We start from the raw sequence: 16,735 nt of genomic DNA, 5'->3' as shown, positions 1-16,735 counted from the left end.
CTATCCTCTCAACCATAAAATGACACCAATCATAATAAACACGCATCCTGCCCACTTCATGGCGCTAATTTGTTCATGGAAAATCATAATCGAAACGAGAATCATAAAAATATATTGAATACTCGACACAAAGGTCACATAACTGAGGTCAAATTGAGACAAGCAATAAATCCAGATGAAGGCCGCCAGCGCGTAAAAGGCAAAGCCGGTTATAATTAACGGTGTCGTCATGTAACCTATCGCGATAGCCATAATTCCGCCCTCGAAATTGACGGTTCGACCACCTATTTTAAGCAGGGTACTCGCCACAACGGTCATGAGTACACTGGCAACTAGCATGATATATTTGATGATTTTTCCTCCTCATTGCTTTTCTTCTCAAGCTCTTCTAGCCTTAGCTTCGTCAATCCCAGTTCCTGCGTAAGCGCTTTGTTATGTAGTTTTAAACCTGAGATACTTATACTCGCATTCAGCAGGAGCAGATAGGCAGATGCAATCAGAATGGCAAAAAATGCAGATGGTGCATAGTCGATGCCGAGTAGTTTAGAGAACCACTCCATCAAATTCGTGAACATGGACATGATTAACGTAAAGATACCAATCACAAACCATACAAGTGCATATTTCTCCCGAAGTCTTCTAGCCCTTACCATCATAAATACGGTACTCATGAGAATTAAACTAAAGACGACGCCCATTAATTGCACACTATACAAATGATGTTCACTCGTTAGCATCCCTACCACCTCGTCCTTGTCCTTGTAAAAGAGAATAAGATCGACATAATCACTTTAGTCATATAATAGGGACTTTGGATCGGGGTTATGGAGGAGACACCGTGTTCACGCTCTCTCATCTCAACGCCGATTTCCCCGATGCGAAGTCCATGTTTGCTAATCAAAATAATGGCGTCTGGCTCTGGGTAATCGTCTGGATAAAATTGGCTTAACAGCTCTATGCTCTTGCGATTATACATCCGAAACCCTGAGGTTCCGTCGGTAATCTTCGTCTGGATTAATAAGCGAAATAAATAATAGAACACTTTAATGCCAAGTCGCCTCGTCCACGTCGTTTGGAACGATTTAATATCTAGAAACCTTGAGCCGATGACCATATCAGCCCCCGTTTCCATCATATAGGCAAATAATTTATCCACCTCACTGGGAAGGTGTTGACCATCGCCGTCAATTTGCACCATATAGGAATAACCGTTCTTCTCGGCATATTTGAAGCCCGTTTGCACCGCGCCGCCAATCCCTAGATTATAGGAGAGGTCCACAACTTTGACGCCATCTCCTGCTTGCTTGGCTATCGCAGACGTGTTGTCCTTCGAGCAATCATTAACAACGAGAATATCGTAACTAGGAAGATTCTCACGAACATCCTTGATAACTTTTAGAATATTGTTCTGCTCATTATAGGCCGGGATCACAATGAGTGCTTGTTTCTGTTCCATTGAAGCAACTCCCCCCCAAATTTGGTAATGAAGAATAGCATTATGCGGATCAATCTCTCGACACCATACCCGCAGACGATACAAATAAAGGGTAAAGCAGGCAGTTTATAGCGATACATACTATCCATGAACAACACCATACAAAATAGGAATATCGACACAATAACTAACCAAACAATCGATGTTTTTCTGAATATGTTGTTCTTTATGGCAGCGTAAGTTCCGAATAGAAATAGAAGTGACGGGACGACATCCTTGCACAATTTAATTACCCCAGCCAGACTCCGTATATCCGTCTTCCATACCCACCAGCCGATAAACGCAAGAGCCCTTCTGCCATATAACAACAGTACATGATCCCAATTATGAATCAGAAAGCTCAGGATCAAACTGCCGAAAATATCAATGCGATAATCGGGACGATAGGCATAGTCATGACCTGAAGGGTTATCATAAATCCAGCCTTTGGCATATATATTGTATAAAACCAACTTCGCATTATATTGTAGAGAGGTAAGAAGTGGATTCAATTTGTGCCCAAATATAAGAAAACCACCAGCTGCGAAAACGAATAGTAAAGCGCATACAAACTTATATCTATGCTTCTTGAAGAAAGCGAATAATGGATATCGATTAATTTGCAAGGCGATGTAAATGAAAATAAATGCTAGTGTCAGGACTCCCGTTGGGCGGAATACCAGCATGAGGAGCGAAGAAATGAGAAATAACGAACCCATACCTTTATTGTTATTCTCAAGCGTTTTAAGAAGAAGGAAGACATTCAACAATACTAGATTCATAAATAAACTATCTGAAAGAATGTACATCGACCAAACCGTAATATGCCAAGATGTTGCATAGAAATACGAGGCTACTATTGCGGTAATTCGGTTGAATAATCGACGAGTGATGAGGTAAACCAAGATCACACACGATGCAGTTGTTACAGCCTGTATAAATACAACGATATATTCTTCCTTAAACACACCTATCAATATGGCGAGAATGAGGTTATAGCCCAAGTAAAGAAGATCATTCATATGTAAGCCAAGCTTGAAATCTGTTAACAGGGAGTGGGCGTAATTCAGATACCACTGCGAATCTTCCGATTTCGGGAGTCCCTTCTCTGAGTGCAGGATAAAGAAAAAGTACTCTAATTTCCTCTTTAGTGAAAGCACGACAAGGGGGAGAATATAGATCCATTCGTAATTCTTGTATCGCTGATAAATTTGATTAATTCGCTCGATAAGATACACTCCGCAAACAACTCCATATCTGTAAACATAATTGTGAACGAATTGTAAAAAAAGTGTGATGTATATGTGAAAACATCTTAGAATTTTCGACATTCCTTCATAAATTCCTGCTTCTTATGGACTAATTCAAAATATATTTATATAAGCTAGTTTGGGGCGGCGCTCCTGGGAGTATTTGCTCAGCTCCGAAAATTCTGAGATATCTACCATTGTGCCCTCCCCCTAAAGGACCGCTGTCTGATTTTGCCGAAAAAACACAACTAATTGCCGATTATCGTAAAGATGTTCGAAACTATAGATGCACAGGAATCGGAGCATCAGACAAGTAAAGTACAGGATCGGAAAGAGTATATTCGCTTGCAGATGAAGCAGGGAAAAGCAGAGCATCCCCTGCCTTTTCTTTATTGTGTAATCCGAAAAAAAATGCTACGCTGTATTTCGTAATATTAATATTACAAGGAGGCGTAAGGATGAAAACTGAACAAGAAAAGCCTATGTATTACGATGGAAGCGGTACGATTCAATTGCCACAGTCAACGCCAGAATCCAAGGATATCATTATTAAACCCGTAGGTGTAAAAATCGAACACGTTCAGATTCCTTACTTTCCTTACTGATAAATTCTGACCTACCTTCAGATGAATGAAATTGGCTTTCCCCAAGGGACAGCCTTTTTTGTTTTCGGGAGAATAGCAGAACATCGTCAATCATAATAAACGCAACTTTAGAACTGTTGTCCAATGGTAACTTTTACCTTAAAATAAATAAGGAAACGAAAGGAATTTTGTTGAAAGTTCGGTAATTTACTTAGGCGGTGAATTGTATTCATGAGTTATCAATCACATGTGAAAAATAACCAATCGTCAGAACAATACGATAAGCAGAAACCCTCTAACAGCTCAGCCAAACAAACTGGAACAGCGGATCGCATGTCCCCTTTTTCCACTTCACATATCGCACAACTACAGAGAACCATCGGAAATCGCGCCGTCGCTCAATTATTTAGATCTCAATCTCCAGCACCATCCGAGAAGCCTATTCAGACCAAAAAGAATAACACGGGCATGCCCGATAATTTGAAATCTGGTGTAGAAAACTTATCCGGTATGTCCATGGATTCCGTTAAAGTGCATTACAATTCCGATAAACCTGCTCAGTTGCAAGCCTTGGCTTATGCACAAGGGAATGACATCCATGTAGGACCTGGTCAAGAGCAGCATTTGCCGCATGAGGCTTGGCATGTCGTCCAACAGCGTCAAGGCAGAGTAGCACCTACGCAGCAAGCTGGTGGGGTCGCCATTAATGATGATCACGGATTAGAATCCGAAGCCGATCGTATGGGAGCAAAAGCATCTGATTTGGGCGGCGAGCGTATGCAAATGAAGAGATCGGACAACGATAGTTTAGTAAGTGGAGAAGCATCAACCTCATCGGATACGATTCAAAAGGTGGCTGCCACCCTATACGACGGATTGGATGCCAATGATCCAAGTACATATGATGTCGGTGGTGGACATTCCTATGCCGATCACGGGGCGCATACTACGGAAGAACAGCAACGCGAACGATTGAAAAGCGGTACCGCGCCTTCAGGTCGGGTGAGTAAAGTGCCAACGGGCAAAGCCGCTTCGAAATTCGTCTCGGATGATAAGCATAAGGCGGCCTTCACCAGCGCTTACAGCACTTTGGTGTCCAAAAACGCACCGAAGCAGAAGCTCGTCGGCATGGGTACCATAATCAGCGTACCAGGGGCAGGGGTCGGTTATCTCCGCGATGGTACAGAGGTCACTTGCGATCAGGTCCAATTAGATATTCAGCCAGACAACGGCAAATTGAAAATCAATACGATGTTTCCAGTAAGTTAGGAGGTGTAGGGCATGGAGTCATCAGCAGTGAACAAATTAAGTCAGGTGTTAAATGAGCTGGCTATAGCCTTAACTGCGGACGGGTCTCAGCAGATAAATAAGCAAGCTCTAGCGGAGCACATTGCAGAGAACGAGCTTGATGAAGCAGGGGCTGCTCCTTCTTGGCTTATTGATCTCCTCACCGCGGTGAACGATCGAAAGGTCACAGGTCATTGGGTTGATTTCAAGCGAGGGGCAGGCGATGACACGAATGTTTTCGATTTTATCCGGCACCTGCATGAGGTGCTCCCTATAAAGTATGAGAACAATGAGGAGAGCTGGTTGTTAACCTTTCCGCAGCTCCAGCTGGAAGCTTGCATTTCGTTGGAAGGTTCTTGCTACAAGGTAAGCGGTATTGGCGATACGTGGGAATTAGAGGATGCGTTGAATGAGTAAAGGCAGTCCCCGAAGTAGAATTCTACTTGGGGGACTGCCTTTTTTCGTTAGTGAGAGGGGCTTCGTCCCATTCCACCTGCTATAGTGATGTTTTTCATCACTAACAGCACCACTTGTGTCGAATTCGTCCCATTCCACCTGCTGTAGTGATGTTTTTCATCACTAACAGCACCACTTGTGTCGAATTCGTATCATTCCACCTGCTGTAGTGATGTTTTTCATCACTAACAGCACCACTTGTGTCGAATTCGTATCATTCCATCTGCTGTAGTGATGTTTTTCATCACTAACAGCACCACTTGTGTCGAATTCGTATCGTTCCATCTGCTGTAGTGATGTTTTTCATCACTAACAGCATAGATTTTACCTGTTTCCCCTCCTAATCCTTATACGGATCGAACTCATCCGCCCCTGCCATACAAACACCGATTGGCTTCAACACGTGCAGAACCTCAATCGTCTCCTCATGCGCATGGAGCACATCTTCCAGCTTCCGATAGACAAAAGGACTCTCGTCCGTACCCGCTCCGCGAAGCTCCACGCCGTAATCTTTGACCGCATTCATCATGCGATCTAGTGAAATTTGACCGCCACTTCGGGTGCGGTTTCTCCAGTTCATTTTGCCTGCCGCTTGCGTCCGACTCATCACCCTGCCGGCGCCATGCACCGTGCTGTAGTAAGCATCTCGATTCTCATCAGTGTCTTTCCCTCTTGCGATCACGGAGATATCGCACATGCTGCCCCCGATAAAACCAAGTTGCCCCGGCGCAGAAGGCGTAGCCCCTTTACGGACTACTATAGTCTCTTGACCATCATGCTCTTCTTTCCAAGCAAAATTATGATGATTATGCACCGCGAAATCCGCTTCTGCTCCTAAAATAGTAAGCACTTGCTCCATCACATAATCTCGCCCCGCATAGGCATACCGCCCTGCCAGCTTCATGGCCCTGAAGTACATGTCTCCCATTTCGCTCGACAAATCCAGAAGAATCGGCGGTTGATCCATCTTTTCACCTGGTGCGTTGCCCAGAAAGTCGCGGCCAGCCGTCAGATTAATGAAACCGCTCGCTGTCTTATGACCGAACCCGCGGCTGCCAAAATGATTCGCCACCCACACTCGCCCCGTGCTCACTTCCTCAAACACATCCACAAAATGATTCCCGCTACCTACGGTTCCAAGCTGATCACGAGCAAGTGCCTTTAACTTGTCGTGCTCTTGTTTACCGATTGCTTTATATACATCCCAATCCGGGTCATCGAACAAATCATGATCAACCTTCTCATTGTTTACACGCCCGATACCAAAGGAAATTTTGCGTGCAATTTGATCCATCATGCCTGCCATGCGAGGCTTGATATCAGCAGCCATTAAATTCGTTCTTACGGCTTTATTTCCACAAGCGATATCATAGCCCACGCCTGATGGCGATAATTGACCGTCGTATACAACAACCCCGCCTATCGGCTGGCTGTACCCTTTATGATGATCAGCCATGAGGAGTGTCTGAACGACTCTTCCTGTTTCTGAACATGTTCTTGCTTGTGACAAAGCGCCCTCCTCGGGTTGCCCCCAGACGCGTACGCCGTTAATATTTTGATAGGTCATGTAGCTCAGCTCCTGTAAGTGAAAATTGTAACACCTATCCCCATACTTCCTTCAATGCCGAACGAAACAACTCGTCAAGCTGCCGATCCTGACCACCCTCACCAACCTGCATGGCGGATGCGGCTTGATCATAATAGGCGATTCTCGCCTCTAAAAACTCATTAATCGGATTGATTCTTGGCTCATAATCCATTTCGTCACCGGCTATTTTACGAGCAAGCAGCTCTTGAATAGCTGCCTTCAGCGGACTGCCCTCTGGTACTAAACGATCGACTAGATCTTGAAACTCGATAGGTGGCATCGTGTTATTTCGCTCGATCCATTCACAGGCCAAGATCGGGCGCAGGACATAGAAATACTTTTTGATTTTGACATGATCACCCTGCAAGTATTCCCGATAATTCCCCTTTGCCATGTGCAAATAGTGGTGCATACAAGATTTTGGCGAAAACGTGAGTGGCGAAATACGACGGATTTGATCAGCAATCGTGAAATTCTCCAAATACAGTATGGGAGACTGTAACCACTCTAGTAAAGGCGGATTCGATTTACGGAACAAATTCAAAGCCTTCCTCAAGTCCCAGCCATTGATATCCAACATATCGCTGATCGGTCGCTCGATGACATCCCGTTTATCATAAATCGAAAGGTACCAATCCACCGGTCTGATATATATAAATCTTACGTCATAATCGCTATCTTTGGAGGGGAAGCCCCATGCACGACTGCCTGATTCACAGGCATACACGATGCAGACGCCTTCTTCCTTCTCGATCCGTTTCAATTCTTCTAGGATTTGTTGATGAATTTCGAACATATGACTTTCCTCCTTTGGTACATGTTGCCCTTCCAGGCGCCTCGATGATTAGTATCCCCAAGACATTATCGTGTCGGCCTTATGACCCTATTTTCACTCATTTCTGTCCCGTCGAACATGGCGAAAGTATTACGATGACAGAGAAAGTTTACCATTTCGCCCAATTCCATCCCCTGTTACAATGGAAATAAGATGTAGATTGAACGGAGGAGTAGCGTGGCTAAGGAAAGCTTTGATAAAGAAATCCAGTTTCTGCGTATGCTCGTGCTGACGAGTGGTGCCTACAACAGACAGCAGTTCTCAGAACGACTGGGCATTTCTATCCATACTTTTGACAAGACGATCCGACGGTTAAAAGAAATCGTAAGCTCCACGTATCAGCACTTACCGCAGGAGGAGCGCAAGGAATTCGCCGAAACGATTCGCTTCAGCTATTACGAGTCCACCGATCCGATGCTCCTGTTCTTATTTCGAGCCAAATCCCTAAAGGAATCGGAATCTCAGAGAATCTCGTTACTTTTAGCCGCGATGAACGAACAAGCTTTGACTGCCATGGAACTGTTAGACATCTGTTGCACCAGTCAATCTTCCGATCTATCCTTGCCCGATGAGAAGACGATCCGTTCTGATCTTAAGTATCTGGAAGAAGTTGGTGTCATTTCAAGGCAAGCAGGTGCTCGTCCCTATCGCTACCGCATCCAAAACGATTTGATCCACGGATTATCGAACGAGGAGCTTTATGATCTCTATGATTTCGTAGATGTCATGGCGAACACGCAGGTCCCTTCTGTTCAAGGCTATTTGCTGCGCGATGGCTTGAAGAAGCATTTGACTCGCCAACATGCTGAGAGGCACGCCATTGAGCCTTTTTTATATAAATATCACTATTATTCACGCATCTTAGATGAGGCCCATTTGTTCACGATCCTGAGTGCGATCCGCAACCGTCGTAAGGTTCGTTTCTTATATTTTTCACCAAAGTCCGAAAAAAGCTACGCCTCCAAGAACACCAACCCTCTATTCGAGAGGGATACGAATGGAAAAGTGGAGAAAGCGCTCCCCTTGAAGGTCGTCTACGATCATCAATACGGGCGCTGGTATCTACTCTCAAATAGCAGAGAAGGTGTTCGGAAATACCGTTTGGAAGGGATCACGCAAATCGAAGAAGATGAATCCGTTGACGAAGATGTCTTTGAGAACAGGATCAACGAGCTTCATGCGAAAATTCAGTATAGCTGGCTGATAGACACGGGGCAACCTGTGACGGTTCGTGCTCGATTTTACAATCCAGAAGGTTCTGCGCCTAACTTTGTTAGGGAGCGTGTATGGCTGCAAGGTCAATGGGGGCAAATCGTGCAGGAGGATGAGCATTCATTTATTTATGAGATCCTGGTTAACGGGACGACAGAAATTAAGCCTTGGCTGCGCAGTTTCGGGTCTAGCTGTGAAATTCTTGAGCCGGTTCAGTTCCGCAGGGAAATGATCGCCGAATGGAAGGAGATTCAGGCTTATTATGAATCTGTTTGAGAAGATTTTTAATTACCGAATTATTTCCCGGCTTGAAGACTCAGGTACGTTCATGGTCACTTCGCACGAAAGGGCGTGGCTCAAAACGATGCTCGGGCATCCTGCTGCGGATGAGGCTTTCACTACCGAAACGTTGGATAAACTACGAGTAATCCTAGGTCAAGATCAGATCATGGACACCTCAGACCATCTCATTGAGAAAGCCCGCAGTAGGGAGAAACAGGTCTACCACCCGCTCCTGCGAACTTTACGTAGGCTTATTACGGAGAGAAGTGGAATACGCTTAACCTATGAGATTAAAAGCGGACGCATGCAATCAGACCAATCCGGGCTGCCCTATAAATTAGAATACTCCATGGTCAAAAGGGAATGGTACCTGCTCTGGTATGATTTTCGGCATCACACAATTATGCGTACTAAATTAGATAAGATTATAAGTGTCACTGCTGAGGCATTGAAAACAGAGGATGCAGATAGCATCCTGGTGAAGAGTAAAAAAGCTCTAGACGCGCGGAAAGGCGAAGCCGTCCTTGAAGTCGTTCGTGATTACAATAGAGAGCTGTCGCGAATTCTATATGCCCTTTCCAGTTTTGAAAAAGACGTTGCATATGATACAGAGAAGGATATCTATAGAGTCAGGGTAACTATTCTTGGCGACGAAACGGAGTATCTTCTCTCCAAGGTCCGTTTTCTCGGAAAGCGTGTTCGTGTTATTGAGGGAGATTTTTTGAAAAGACGTATGCTGGAGTCGGCGACGAAAGCTTTGGCTCGGTATGGCGTAAATTCGCTCGATGAGGAAAGGGAGGGAGCTATATAAAACCTACAGATGAATGGGATAATGGTAATACAAACAAAATCGGAAGAAACAAGTCGCATATTTGGATTGCGATTGCTGGAGCCGTGTTTATTATTACAGGTGGACTATTCCTGATGTGGCTCTCTATTGAACATTTTTTAACACAGATTTGTGAGATCACTCATTGTTAGTTCAAGTATTAGGAACATAAGAAAATATATAATTCAAAAAACAAACACCAGTAAACACGAACATAAAGTGTTAGACTGGTGTTTGTTTTTTCACTATATACCTCAATTTGAGGATTTGTCCTATATCAAAATATCAAACAGCACATATATTATTGTACTGCAAAGGAGGTGCAAGTCAATGTCAGGAAATAATAAGAATGATATTTTAGTAAGAATTCAAAAACAACTGATTGCTATTAACAATGCTGTTCTTCTCAATAGAAAGAAAATAATTGAATTTAGACAGACTTGCAAAAAAGATGAAAAAGTTATCTTATTACAGATTAGAAAACAACTGAGGGCCATCAATAGAATAGTTCTCATTAATCAGCACACGATTGGAACTAAACTAGTTCTCTCAGGCAAACAATTTGATAAAGATTCCTTGCTAAAAATACAAAAACAACTTAAAACAATCAACCGAAATGTTCTTATTAATCAAAAAATGATTGCTCATCTCTTAGCGTGCAAAAAATACAATGATGAGATTAAAAAGAGTTTGAGAAAGATCAATAAACAACTTAAAACAATCAGCAAGAACGTTCTCCTTAGTGAACGTATTGTTGATAATTTAATTCAGCCACCAATTACCTCATGCCCTCCGGGTCATACTTGTGTTTCTGTACGATTAATCGATGGGTTAGGTCTAGACTTAGATGTTGATCCCAGTGACCCAAGTATTAAAATCACTGTGAGAGTGTTCGGTGCACCTGTTTTATCTGGAACGATAAGTTTGAGAAATCCAACATTTAGCTTAGGCGGAGAATTTGGTCTTTTCGTTTTAGAATTGACTTTCAGAGGGGAATTTGGAGACCTTGCTCATGGTCATTTTAGACTTGTCTTGGGTGGTAGAGCATGCATTGGACCACCAATTGACTTTTTACGTACCTGTACCAATTTCAACCAAATTATTTTTGATAGATAATCCACAATTTTTATATCGAAACATTGCAAAAGCTTCCAAAGCCACAGAACGTGTGGTTTTGGAAGCTTCTTTTTTAATCTATGAAGTGTAAGCAATCATTTTGCTCCACTAAACTGTTGGATGCAGATAAGCTCTGACATAATTCTAACGCACATCTAACAAGGTATCATCTAAATCAAATAGTAGTATGTGATAACTCATTATTTATGAGCCGCTGGTTGATAATCTCCTGGTACCATGCCCGTTGAAATCGCAATTCGATTCCAACTGTTGATCGCATTAATCGCCATAATTAAGTTAACAAATTGGCCTTCATCGAAATGGTTGCGAACTTGCGTATATAATTCCTGCGGAACACCAGCATCCGAAATTTTGGTTACAGCTTCCGTTAATGCTATCGCGGCCCGCTCTGCTTCTGTATAGAAAGGAGCCTCACGCCATGCGTTGAGCATATACAATCGTTGCTCTGTCTCCCCCATCGCACGCGCATCTTTCGTATGCATATCAAGACAGTAGGCACATCCATTAATTTGCGAAGCGCGGATTTTAATTAGCTCCAACAGTTTGTGGTCAATACCGCTCTTCCTTACATACCCTTCTAATTTTAAAAGTGTTTGAAAAGCTTCAGGTTGTGCTTTCGTATAATCGAATCTAATTTCCATGTGTGAGTACACTCCTTTATTTTTAATTGATAAAATACAGCTTCGTCATATCGTCGATAATATCAATCGTCGATTAACTATATCTATAATATAGCCATTTCGTTTATCACTGTCAACGAAAAAACATGGGTCTTTTGGCTGAAAACACCAAAACCCCCTATTTGACAAGGGGTTTAAATCAACCTAAGATGTTTAATAGCAACCTTTATATAGATCGGAAAGCAGGTGTTGGGATGCAGTATAGTATTGGCGTAGAATATGGACTGCATTGCTTGGTATATTTAATTGATATTCCTCCCGATTCAACCATTGGGATTAAAGAGCTTTCCGCTTTTCAAGGCGTTTCGGAAACCTATCTTTCGAAGATTTTTAGTAAATTAACCAAAGCTGGAATCGTAACCTCTGTCCCTGGTGTCAAAGGAGGCTACAAATTAGCCAAGTCGCCTGCGGATATTTCTTTTTGGGATGTCGTTCAAGCCGTTGAAGGTGCTACCCCCATTTTCCAATGTAAAAACATCAAAAATAATAGCTATCTGTGCCGTGATGAAGACTATGCCGCATGCGCTAAAGCTTCTCCCTGTGTGATTAACTTAACCATGCGCGAAGCTGAAGATAGTATGCGCAATGTTCTACGTAATAAGTCTCTTACTTGGTTAAATGAAGAGCTTGATCGGGTATTAACCCCTCAATCCCGCAAAGATACGCGTGAATATTTTGCGAATAGCAACCATGTTTAGTGGTAAAAATAAAACAGCGATAGCCTTGGACGAAAATAAAGTCCAGACTATCGCTGTTTTTTCGAGCTTTCCGTCGGTTATTCCTCCAAGTCCGCAATCACGTTCGCGAGCCTGATTCTTTATTTCCGGCATCATTTCAGATTTGCACCGTATCATCCTTGGAATCCCTAACAGGGATTCCAAAAAGAGGTGCACCATCATGAGACCATTTCAATACCTGCGCACGTGCATGACGATTCGGATCATAGAGAGGATCACCGTTAATTTCCTTATAATTACGCGCATGATAAATAAAGATATCTTCCGTTTCATCCTCCGAAATTGTAAAACAGTTATGCCCTGGACCATACTGACCTGTCTCGTCATTCGTTTGGAACACCGCATGCCCAGCTTTGGTCCATGATGCTGGATCCAATAAATCACTATTTTCGTCTGCGCTCAAAAGTCCCATGCAATAATTATAGTCCGTCGCACTAGCGGAATAACTGATAAAAATCCTACCATTTTTCCGAATGACCGCCGGTCCTTCGTTCACTAGGAAGCCTATCGTTTCCCAAGCAAATTCAGGCTTCGACAACATGACTTGCTTTCCTTGAAGCGTCCATGGATTGGCCATCGCTGAGATATATAAATTTGAATTACCAGCGATGGCAGGATCTTTCTGCGCCCAAACCAAATATCTGATATCTCGGTGTTCAAAAGTTGTGGCATCGAGCGAAAAGCTATCCCACTTCGTCACGATTTGCCCTTTCTCGATCCACGTTCCTTCTAAAGGATTGCTAGAATCATTTTCTAGAACGAACATACGATGATCAAACATTCCGTTATCCGTATCGCCCGAGCGTGCCGCCGCGAAATAGATATACCATTTGCCATGAATAAAATGGATCTCCGGCGCCCAAATATGCGAGCTCATCGGACCTTCCTTGTGCTTAGTCCAAGCCACTGCTACATCTGAGGCGTTTAACTCTTGTATGCGCCGTGCGCGTCTAAGTTCAATCCGATCAAATTCTGGCACAGAGGCAGTGAAATAATAATAACCATCCGTATGCTTGTACACCCAAGGATCCGCACGTTGTTCCACAAGCGGATTCATAAATACCTCTGAAATAGTTGGTTTCTCCAAGTTATTATTCATATGTGTAAGCCCTTCTCTCCTAATCTCAATCCAGTGCCGAGGCTCCTACTGCCTACCCCTTGACCGCACCAGCTGTTACACCGCCGATAATATATTTCTGAGCAATCAAATAGAAAAGCATAATAGGAACCATCGACATAATAATCGCGGCAAAAGCCATATTGACTTCGGACGAATATTGACCAAAAAAGTTAAATTGAACGAGTGGTAAGGTCGAGACTGCTTTCTTTTGAACAATAACCATCGAAACAACAAAATCATTCCATGCCCCAAGGGCGCTCAATACGATAATGGTCATGTTGATCGGCTTTAATAACGGAAAAATAATACTAAAAAAAGTACGATATCGCGAAGCACCATCGATCATGGCTGACTCTTCCATCTCACGCGGAACCGATTTGATAAACCCGACATATAGAAAGCAAAAATAACCAACCTGCACACCTACCAACGAAATGGTCAGTCCATGCAGCGTATTCAAAATACCTAAATCGACCCAAGTTTTATATAAAGGAAACATAATCACCTGGAAGGGAAGCATAATCGACGACATGAACAGATAATAGAAAAAATTGTAAAATTTATTATTACTTCTAGAGATCACATAGGCGGCCATGGAACAAACAAATACAGCAAGGAATACAGTTAACGAAGTAACAATTAGACTATTTTTTAATGCTAAGAAGAAATTAGAGGACTGTATCGCATTCGAATAATTTTCCCAGGCAATGTGTTTAGGAAGAGCTAGTGGTGACTGTGCCGTCTCTACACGTGTTTTCAGCGAGTACACGATGGCGATATAGAACGGGAACAAAAATACAAGTGTGATGAGGTACAGTGCAATGATCCTAATAATTCTTGGCCATTTACGAAGGCGAGTATGTTCGTTGTTCAATATTCCACCTCCCTCCTTCTTAAAAACTGTGTAACAATAACCGTAATGATGAGGATCATCACAAACAGGACTAAGGCAGCCATTTGACCATAACCAGCTTTAAAATAAGGAAACTCATAATTATATACATACATGGCCATTGTTTCGGACGCTCGACCCGGGCCACCTTTTGTCGCAACAACGGAATAATCGAATTGCCTCAATCCAGTACCTAGCCATAAGGGGATACAATAGGTGAAAGCAGGCATGAGCAAAGGTATCGTAATTTTGAAAAATTGTTGTGTACTACTGGCTCCATCAATGCGAGCGGATTCGTACATATCTTTCGGAATTGTTTGGAGGCCTGCAAAATAAATGACCATGGCCAGCCCTGTTTCCTTCCAAATACAGATAATGGCTAGCCCCCACATGACAGTCGATGGGCTTCCGAGCAACCCTCCGCTGGTGTGGAACAATATAGGGAAAATATCACTGTACACATACTGCCAGATGATGGCAGCAAGAACTAAACTAATGACCATCGGCATGAAAATAACCGTTTTCAGTACATTTACGCCTTTGAATTTAACATCCAACAATACGGCAAGCAGCAAGCCAAATACATTAACAAAGAATGTTGTGACAAGCGCGAAGAACAACGTATTCTTCAACGGGGGTAAAACATCGTTATCCTTGAACAGCTGAACAAGATTGCGAAGCCCCACATATTTATAATGATCTGCAATCCCATCCCAGTTCGTAAAGGCGATATTCAGCCCTCGAAAAAATGGAATGAGAACAACCAGCGAGAAGAAAAGGAGCGCTGGAATCAGAAATGTAAACTTAACGAATTCATCTCTGTATTTTCTCTTCATCCAATCACCCCTCCCAAATTTATAATGGTTCTCCCGGCCCCATACAAGCAGCCGGGAGTTGTCATACATGTGTACGCTTTATTTATTAGCGATGATTTTCGCGAATGTCGTATCTAATTCTTGAACCAAAGCATCTACACTTCTTGTCTTTGGATCGGCATAGATGAATTTCAACATCGTTTTTTGCCATGAATCATCAAATTGTCCATACCACAGCGGTTTCAGCTGATTGTTAACAACTTTGCCTGTCTTGTAAATGTCTAAGAAATCACTAGCCATCGAATCTTGTGTGCTTGGTTTCACGTTGTTCTTCAAAGCGCTGATCGTTTGTACGCCATCCGCCCAAATTTGCGCGCCTTCATCCGATGCCATGTAAGCAAAGAATTTTTTTGCTGCATCCACATTTTTCGATTTACTGCCGATCATCCAAGTATTATCCGTGGACAATGTCATATAGTTATCCGCTGCATTATCATAGGAAGGGAACATGAATACACCGAAGTTACCTGCTGGATTGTAGCTGCGAATCGTTCCGATTGCAAAGCTACCCATAATATCCATTGCCGCTTTGCCTTGTGCAAATAATTGGGAGGCTCTGTCATATGTAATATCCTTCGCGTCCGCATTGGCGTATTGCGATAATTGACCTACGCGTGTAAGGAAACCTTTGTATTCCGGAAGATCAGCGAATTTCTTTTGACCAGACGTAATCGAGCCCGCATAATCCGGCATTTTCACTAACGGTCCGCCCCACATATCCGGCCACATGAAGCTCATATAAGAAGCGCCGTCTTTCCATGATGCTGCAAAAGCAGGAATCCCTTTCGCCTTCAATGTTTCAGCCGCTTTTAGCAACTCCGAATATGTTTTTGGAATGGAAATGCCAGCATCCTTAAAGATATCCTTATTGTACATGACACCATTCGTCATTAAGTCAATTGGTAAACCGTATACCTTGTTGTCATAGGTGACATTCGGCTTAAATTTATCATCAATTTGCTGTGTAAATGGCTCATTCGTAAGATCGAGGAAGTTCCCCGCTTGTGTCATTTCAACCATGCCCGCTGGACGGCCAAAGATGATATCCGGCTGATCGTTTGCTGCAATTTTCAATTTGATATTATCGTTGAATTTATCTACAGGCATGACTTGAATATCGAATGTAATATTAGGATTCTTCTCTGTAAATTTGTCTGTCACTTTCTTGAATGTATCCACCTTCGGTTTTTCAACCATATAATGCACGACAGTTAATTTCACTTTCTTGCCGTCATCTTTTGGCGCTGGGGTAGCTGGTGCTGCAGTTGCAGCTACTGCTGCTGCCGTAGCTGCAGGACTAGTGGTCGATGAAGTCGTTTCATTTGATGAACAACCAGATAGTGCTGTAACAACAAGGGTAGAAGAGAAGCATAACGCCAGAATCTTTTTCATTTTTGTTAACCTCCACTTTTTTAAGTTTCTCTCAACAATCCAGTCTGCCTTCCATGCAATTTGATCTCCTAAACGTTTGTTATCCCATGATGTGAAGTCCAATAT

At 42.9% G+C, this 16,735-nt stretch carries 18 protein-coding genes; 7 read left to right on the top strand and 11 right to left on the bottom strand.

Annotation, left to right across the window (positions count from 1 at the left end):
- The 4 genes from ACSQ8O_RS07265 to ACSQ8O_RS07250 are packed head-to-tail and all read right to left on the bottom strand — an operon-like array spanning position 1 to position 2,712.
- Positions 1–339, bottom strand: coding sequence for a hypothetical protein (locus ACSQ8O_RS07265; protein ID WP_436241024.1), 339 nt, complete (start codon positions 337–339; stop codon positions 1–3).
- Positions 333–737 carry a DUF2304 domain-containing protein gene (locus tag ACSQ8O_RS07260; protein ID WP_436241023.1) on the bottom strand — a complete coding sequence of 135 codons (405 nt, stop codon included), beginning with the start codon at positions 735–737 and terminating at the stop codon, positions 333–335. The genes ACSQ8O_RS07265 and ACSQ8O_RS07260 overlap by 7 nt, the downstream gene beginning before the upstream one ends.
- Before the next feature lie 2 nt (positions 738–739).
- Entirely contained in the window at positions 740–1,456 is a 717-nt protein-coding gene (locus tag ACSQ8O_RS07255; protein WP_436241022.1) for a glycosyltransferase family 2 protein, read from the bottom strand.
- A complete protein-coding gene (locus tag ACSQ8O_RS07250) occupies positions 1,429–2,712 on the bottom strand; it encodes a glycosyltransferase family 39 protein (protein ID WP_436241021.1) in 1,284 nt (427 codons plus the stop codon). The genes ACSQ8O_RS07255 and ACSQ8O_RS07250 overlap by 28 nt, the downstream gene beginning before the upstream one ends.
- A 470-nt stretch (positions 2,713–3,182) precedes the next feature.
- Here ACSQ8O_RS07250 and ACSQ8O_RS07245 point away from each other — a divergent pair, with 470 nt between their 5' ends.
- From ACSQ8O_RS07245 to ACSQ8O_RS07235, 3 genes are all read left to right on the top strand, one after another.
- Positions 3,183–3,329: a hypothetical protein gene (locus ACSQ8O_RS07245; protein ID WP_436241020.1), complete on the top strand. Its 147-nt coding sequence runs from the start codon at positions 3,183–3,185 to the stop codon at positions 3,327–3,329.
- 210 nt (positions 3,330–3,539) lie between these two features.
- Complete coding sequence (locus tag ACSQ8O_RS07240) at positions 3,540–4,577, top strand: eCIS core domain-containing protein (RefSeq protein WP_436241019.1); 1,038 nt, start codon at positions 3,540–3,542, stop codon at positions 4,575–4,577.
- 12 nt (positions 4,578–4,589) lie between these two features.
- Complete coding sequence (locus ACSQ8O_RS07235; RefSeq protein WP_436241018.1) at positions 4,590–5,012, top strand: hypothetical protein; 423 nt, start codon at positions 4,590–4,592, stop codon at positions 5,010–5,012.
- Positions 5,013–5,391: 379 nt separating this feature from the next.
- Here ACSQ8O_RS07235 and ACSQ8O_RS07230 read toward each other — a convergent pair whose 3' ends face one another.
- Complete coding sequence (locus ACSQ8O_RS07230; protein WP_436241017.1) at positions 5,392–6,618, bottom strand: RtcB family protein; 1,227 nt, start codon at positions 6,616–6,618, stop codon at positions 5,392–5,394.
- A 34-nt stretch (positions 6,619–6,652) separates the two neighbouring features.
- Complete coding sequence (locus ACSQ8O_RS07225) at positions 6,653–7,435, bottom strand: nucleotidyltransferase domain-containing protein (RefSeq protein ID WP_436241016.1); 783 nt, start codon at positions 7,433–7,435, stop codon at positions 6,653–6,655.
- 216 nt (positions 7,436–7,651) lie between these two features.
- Here ACSQ8O_RS07225 and ACSQ8O_RS07220 point away from each other — a divergent pair, with 216 nt between their 5' ends.
- From ACSQ8O_RS07220 to ACSQ8O_RS07210, 3 genes are all read left to right on the top strand, one after another.
- Positions 7,652–8,962, top strand: coding sequence for a helix-turn-helix transcriptional regulator (locus ACSQ8O_RS07220; protein WP_436241015.1), 1,311 nt, complete (start codon positions 7,652–7,654; stop codon positions 8,960–8,962).
- Complete coding sequence (locus ACSQ8O_RS07215) at positions 8,949–9,779, top strand: WYL domain-containing protein (protein WP_436241014.1); 831 nt, start codon at positions 8,949–8,951, stop codon at positions 9,777–9,779. Before ACSQ8O_RS07220 ends, ACSQ8O_RS07215 begins: the two co-directional genes overlap by 14 nt.
- A gap of 348 nt (positions 9,780–10,127) precedes the next feature.
- Positions 10,128–10,913, top strand: coding sequence for a hypothetical protein (locus ACSQ8O_RS07210; RefSeq protein ID WP_436241013.1), 786 nt, complete (start codon positions 10,128–10,130; stop codon positions 10,911–10,913).
- Positions 10,914–11,113: 200 nt separating this feature from the next.
- Here the strand turns inward: ACSQ8O_RS07210 and ACSQ8O_RS07205 are convergent, their stop codons facing one another.
- Entirely contained in the window at positions 11,114–11,575 is a 462-nt protein-coding gene (locus ACSQ8O_RS07205; RefSeq protein WP_436241012.1) for a carboxymuconolactone decarboxylase family protein, read from the bottom strand.
- A 233-nt stretch (positions 11,576–11,808) separates the two neighbouring features.
- Here ACSQ8O_RS07205 and ACSQ8O_RS07200 point away from each other — a divergent pair, with 233 nt between their 5' ends.
- Complete coding sequence (locus ACSQ8O_RS07200; RefSeq protein WP_436241964.1) at positions 11,809–12,312, top strand: Rrf2 family transcriptional regulator; 504 nt, start codon at positions 11,809–11,811, stop codon at positions 12,310–12,312.
- Positions 12,313–12,448: 136 nt separating this feature from the next.
- On the opposite strand, the gene ACSQ8O_RS07195 is transcribed toward ACSQ8O_RS07200, so the two are convergent.
- The 4 genes from ACSQ8O_RS07195 to ACSQ8O_RS07180 all read right to left on the bottom strand — a co-directional run bounded on the left by ACSQ8O_RS07195 (position 12,449) and on the right by ACSQ8O_RS07180 (position 16,630).
- Entirely contained in the window at positions 12,449–13,450 is a 1,002-nt protein-coding gene (locus ACSQ8O_RS07195) for a glycoside hydrolase family 43 protein (protein ID WP_436241011.1), read from the bottom strand.
- 52 nt (positions 13,451–13,502) lie between these two features.
- The gene (locus tag ACSQ8O_RS07190; RefSeq protein WP_436241010.1) at positions 13,503–14,345 is read right to left on the bottom strand and encodes a carbohydrate ABC transporter permease; all 843 of its coding nucleotides are present in this window, start codon (positions 14,343–14,345) and stop codon (positions 13,503–13,505) included.
- Entirely contained in the window at positions 14,342–15,199 is an 858-nt protein-coding gene (locus tag ACSQ8O_RS07185) for a carbohydrate ABC transporter permease (protein WP_436241009.1), read from the bottom strand. The genes ACSQ8O_RS07190 and ACSQ8O_RS07185 overlap by 4 nt, the downstream gene beginning before the upstream one ends.
- Positions 15,200–15,277: 78 nt before the next feature.
- Positions 15,278–16,630, bottom strand: coding sequence for an ABC transporter substrate-binding protein (locus ACSQ8O_RS07180; RefSeq protein ID WP_236288499.1), 1,353 nt, complete (start codon positions 16,628–16,630; stop codon positions 15,278–15,280).
- Between the last annotated feature and the right edge of the window lie 105 nt (positions 16,631–16,735).

The organism is Paenibacillus sp. LjRoot56 (genome assembly GCF_964253335.1).
GTDB classification, from domain to species: Bacteria; Bacillota; Bacilli; order Paenibacillales; family NBRC-103111; genus Paenibacillus_E; species Paenibacillus_E allorhizoplanae.
Note: the sequence above shows the minus strand (reverse complement) of the source record. Positions and strands in the feature narration are given on the sequence as shown.

Coding starts and splice junctions, on each gene's coding strand:
- ACSQ8O_RS07255 (WP_436241022.1), bottom strand. CDS start 1,456: ATGGAACAGAAACAAGCACTCATTGTGATCCCGGCCTATAATGAGCAG.
- ACSQ8O_RS07215 (WP_436241014.1), top strand. CDS start 8,949: ATGAATCTGTTTGAGAAGATTTTTAATTACCGAATTATTTCCCGGCTT.
- ACSQ8O_RS07180 (WP_236288499.1), bottom strand. CDS start 16,630: ATGAAAAAGATTCTGGCGTTATGCTTCTCTTCTACCCTTGTTGTTACA.
- ACSQ8O_RS07200 (WP_436241964.1), top strand. CDS start 11,809: ATGCAGTATAGTATTGGCGTAGAATATGGACTGCATTGCTTGGTATAT.
- ACSQ8O_RS07225 (WP_436241016.1), bottom strand. CDS start 7,435: ATGTTCGAAATTCATCAACAAATCCTAGAAGAATTGAAACGGATCGAG.
- ACSQ8O_RS07265 (WP_436241024.1), bottom strand. CDS start 339: ATGCTAGTTGCCAGTGTACTCATGACCGTTGTGGCGAGTACCCTGCTT.
- ACSQ8O_RS07245 (WP_436241020.1), top strand. CDS start 3,183: ATGAAAACTGAACAAGAAAAGCCTATGTATTACGATGGAAGCGGTACG.
- ACSQ8O_RS07230 (WP_436241017.1), bottom strand. CDS start 6,618: ATGACCTATCAAAATATTAACGGCGTACGCGTCTGGGGGCAACCCGAG.
- ACSQ8O_RS07205 (WP_436241012.1), bottom strand. CDS start 11,575: ATGGAAATTAGATTCGATTATACGAAAGCACAACCTGAAGCTTTTCAA.
- ACSQ8O_RS07195 (WP_436241011.1), bottom strand. CDS start 13,450: ATGAATAATAACTTGGAGAAACCAACTATTTCAGAGGTATTTATGAAT.
- ACSQ8O_RS07260 (WP_436241023.1), bottom strand. CDS start 737: ATGCTAACGAGTGAACATCATTTGTATAGTGTGCAATTAATGGGCGTC.
- ACSQ8O_RS07235 (WP_436241018.1), top strand. CDS start 4,590: ATGGAGTCATCAGCAGTGAACAAATTAAGTCAGGTGTTAAATGAGCTG.
- ACSQ8O_RS07210 (WP_436241013.1), top strand. CDS start 10,128: ATGTCAGGAAATAATAAGAATGATATTTTAGTAAGAATTCAAAAACAA.
- ACSQ8O_RS07185 (WP_436241009.1), bottom strand. CDS start 15,199: ATGAAGAGAAAATACAGAGATGAATTCGTTAAGTTTACATTTCTGATT.
- ACSQ8O_RS07240 (WP_436241019.1), top strand. CDS start 3,540: ATGAGTTATCAATCACATGTGAAAAATAACCAATCGTCAGAACAATAC.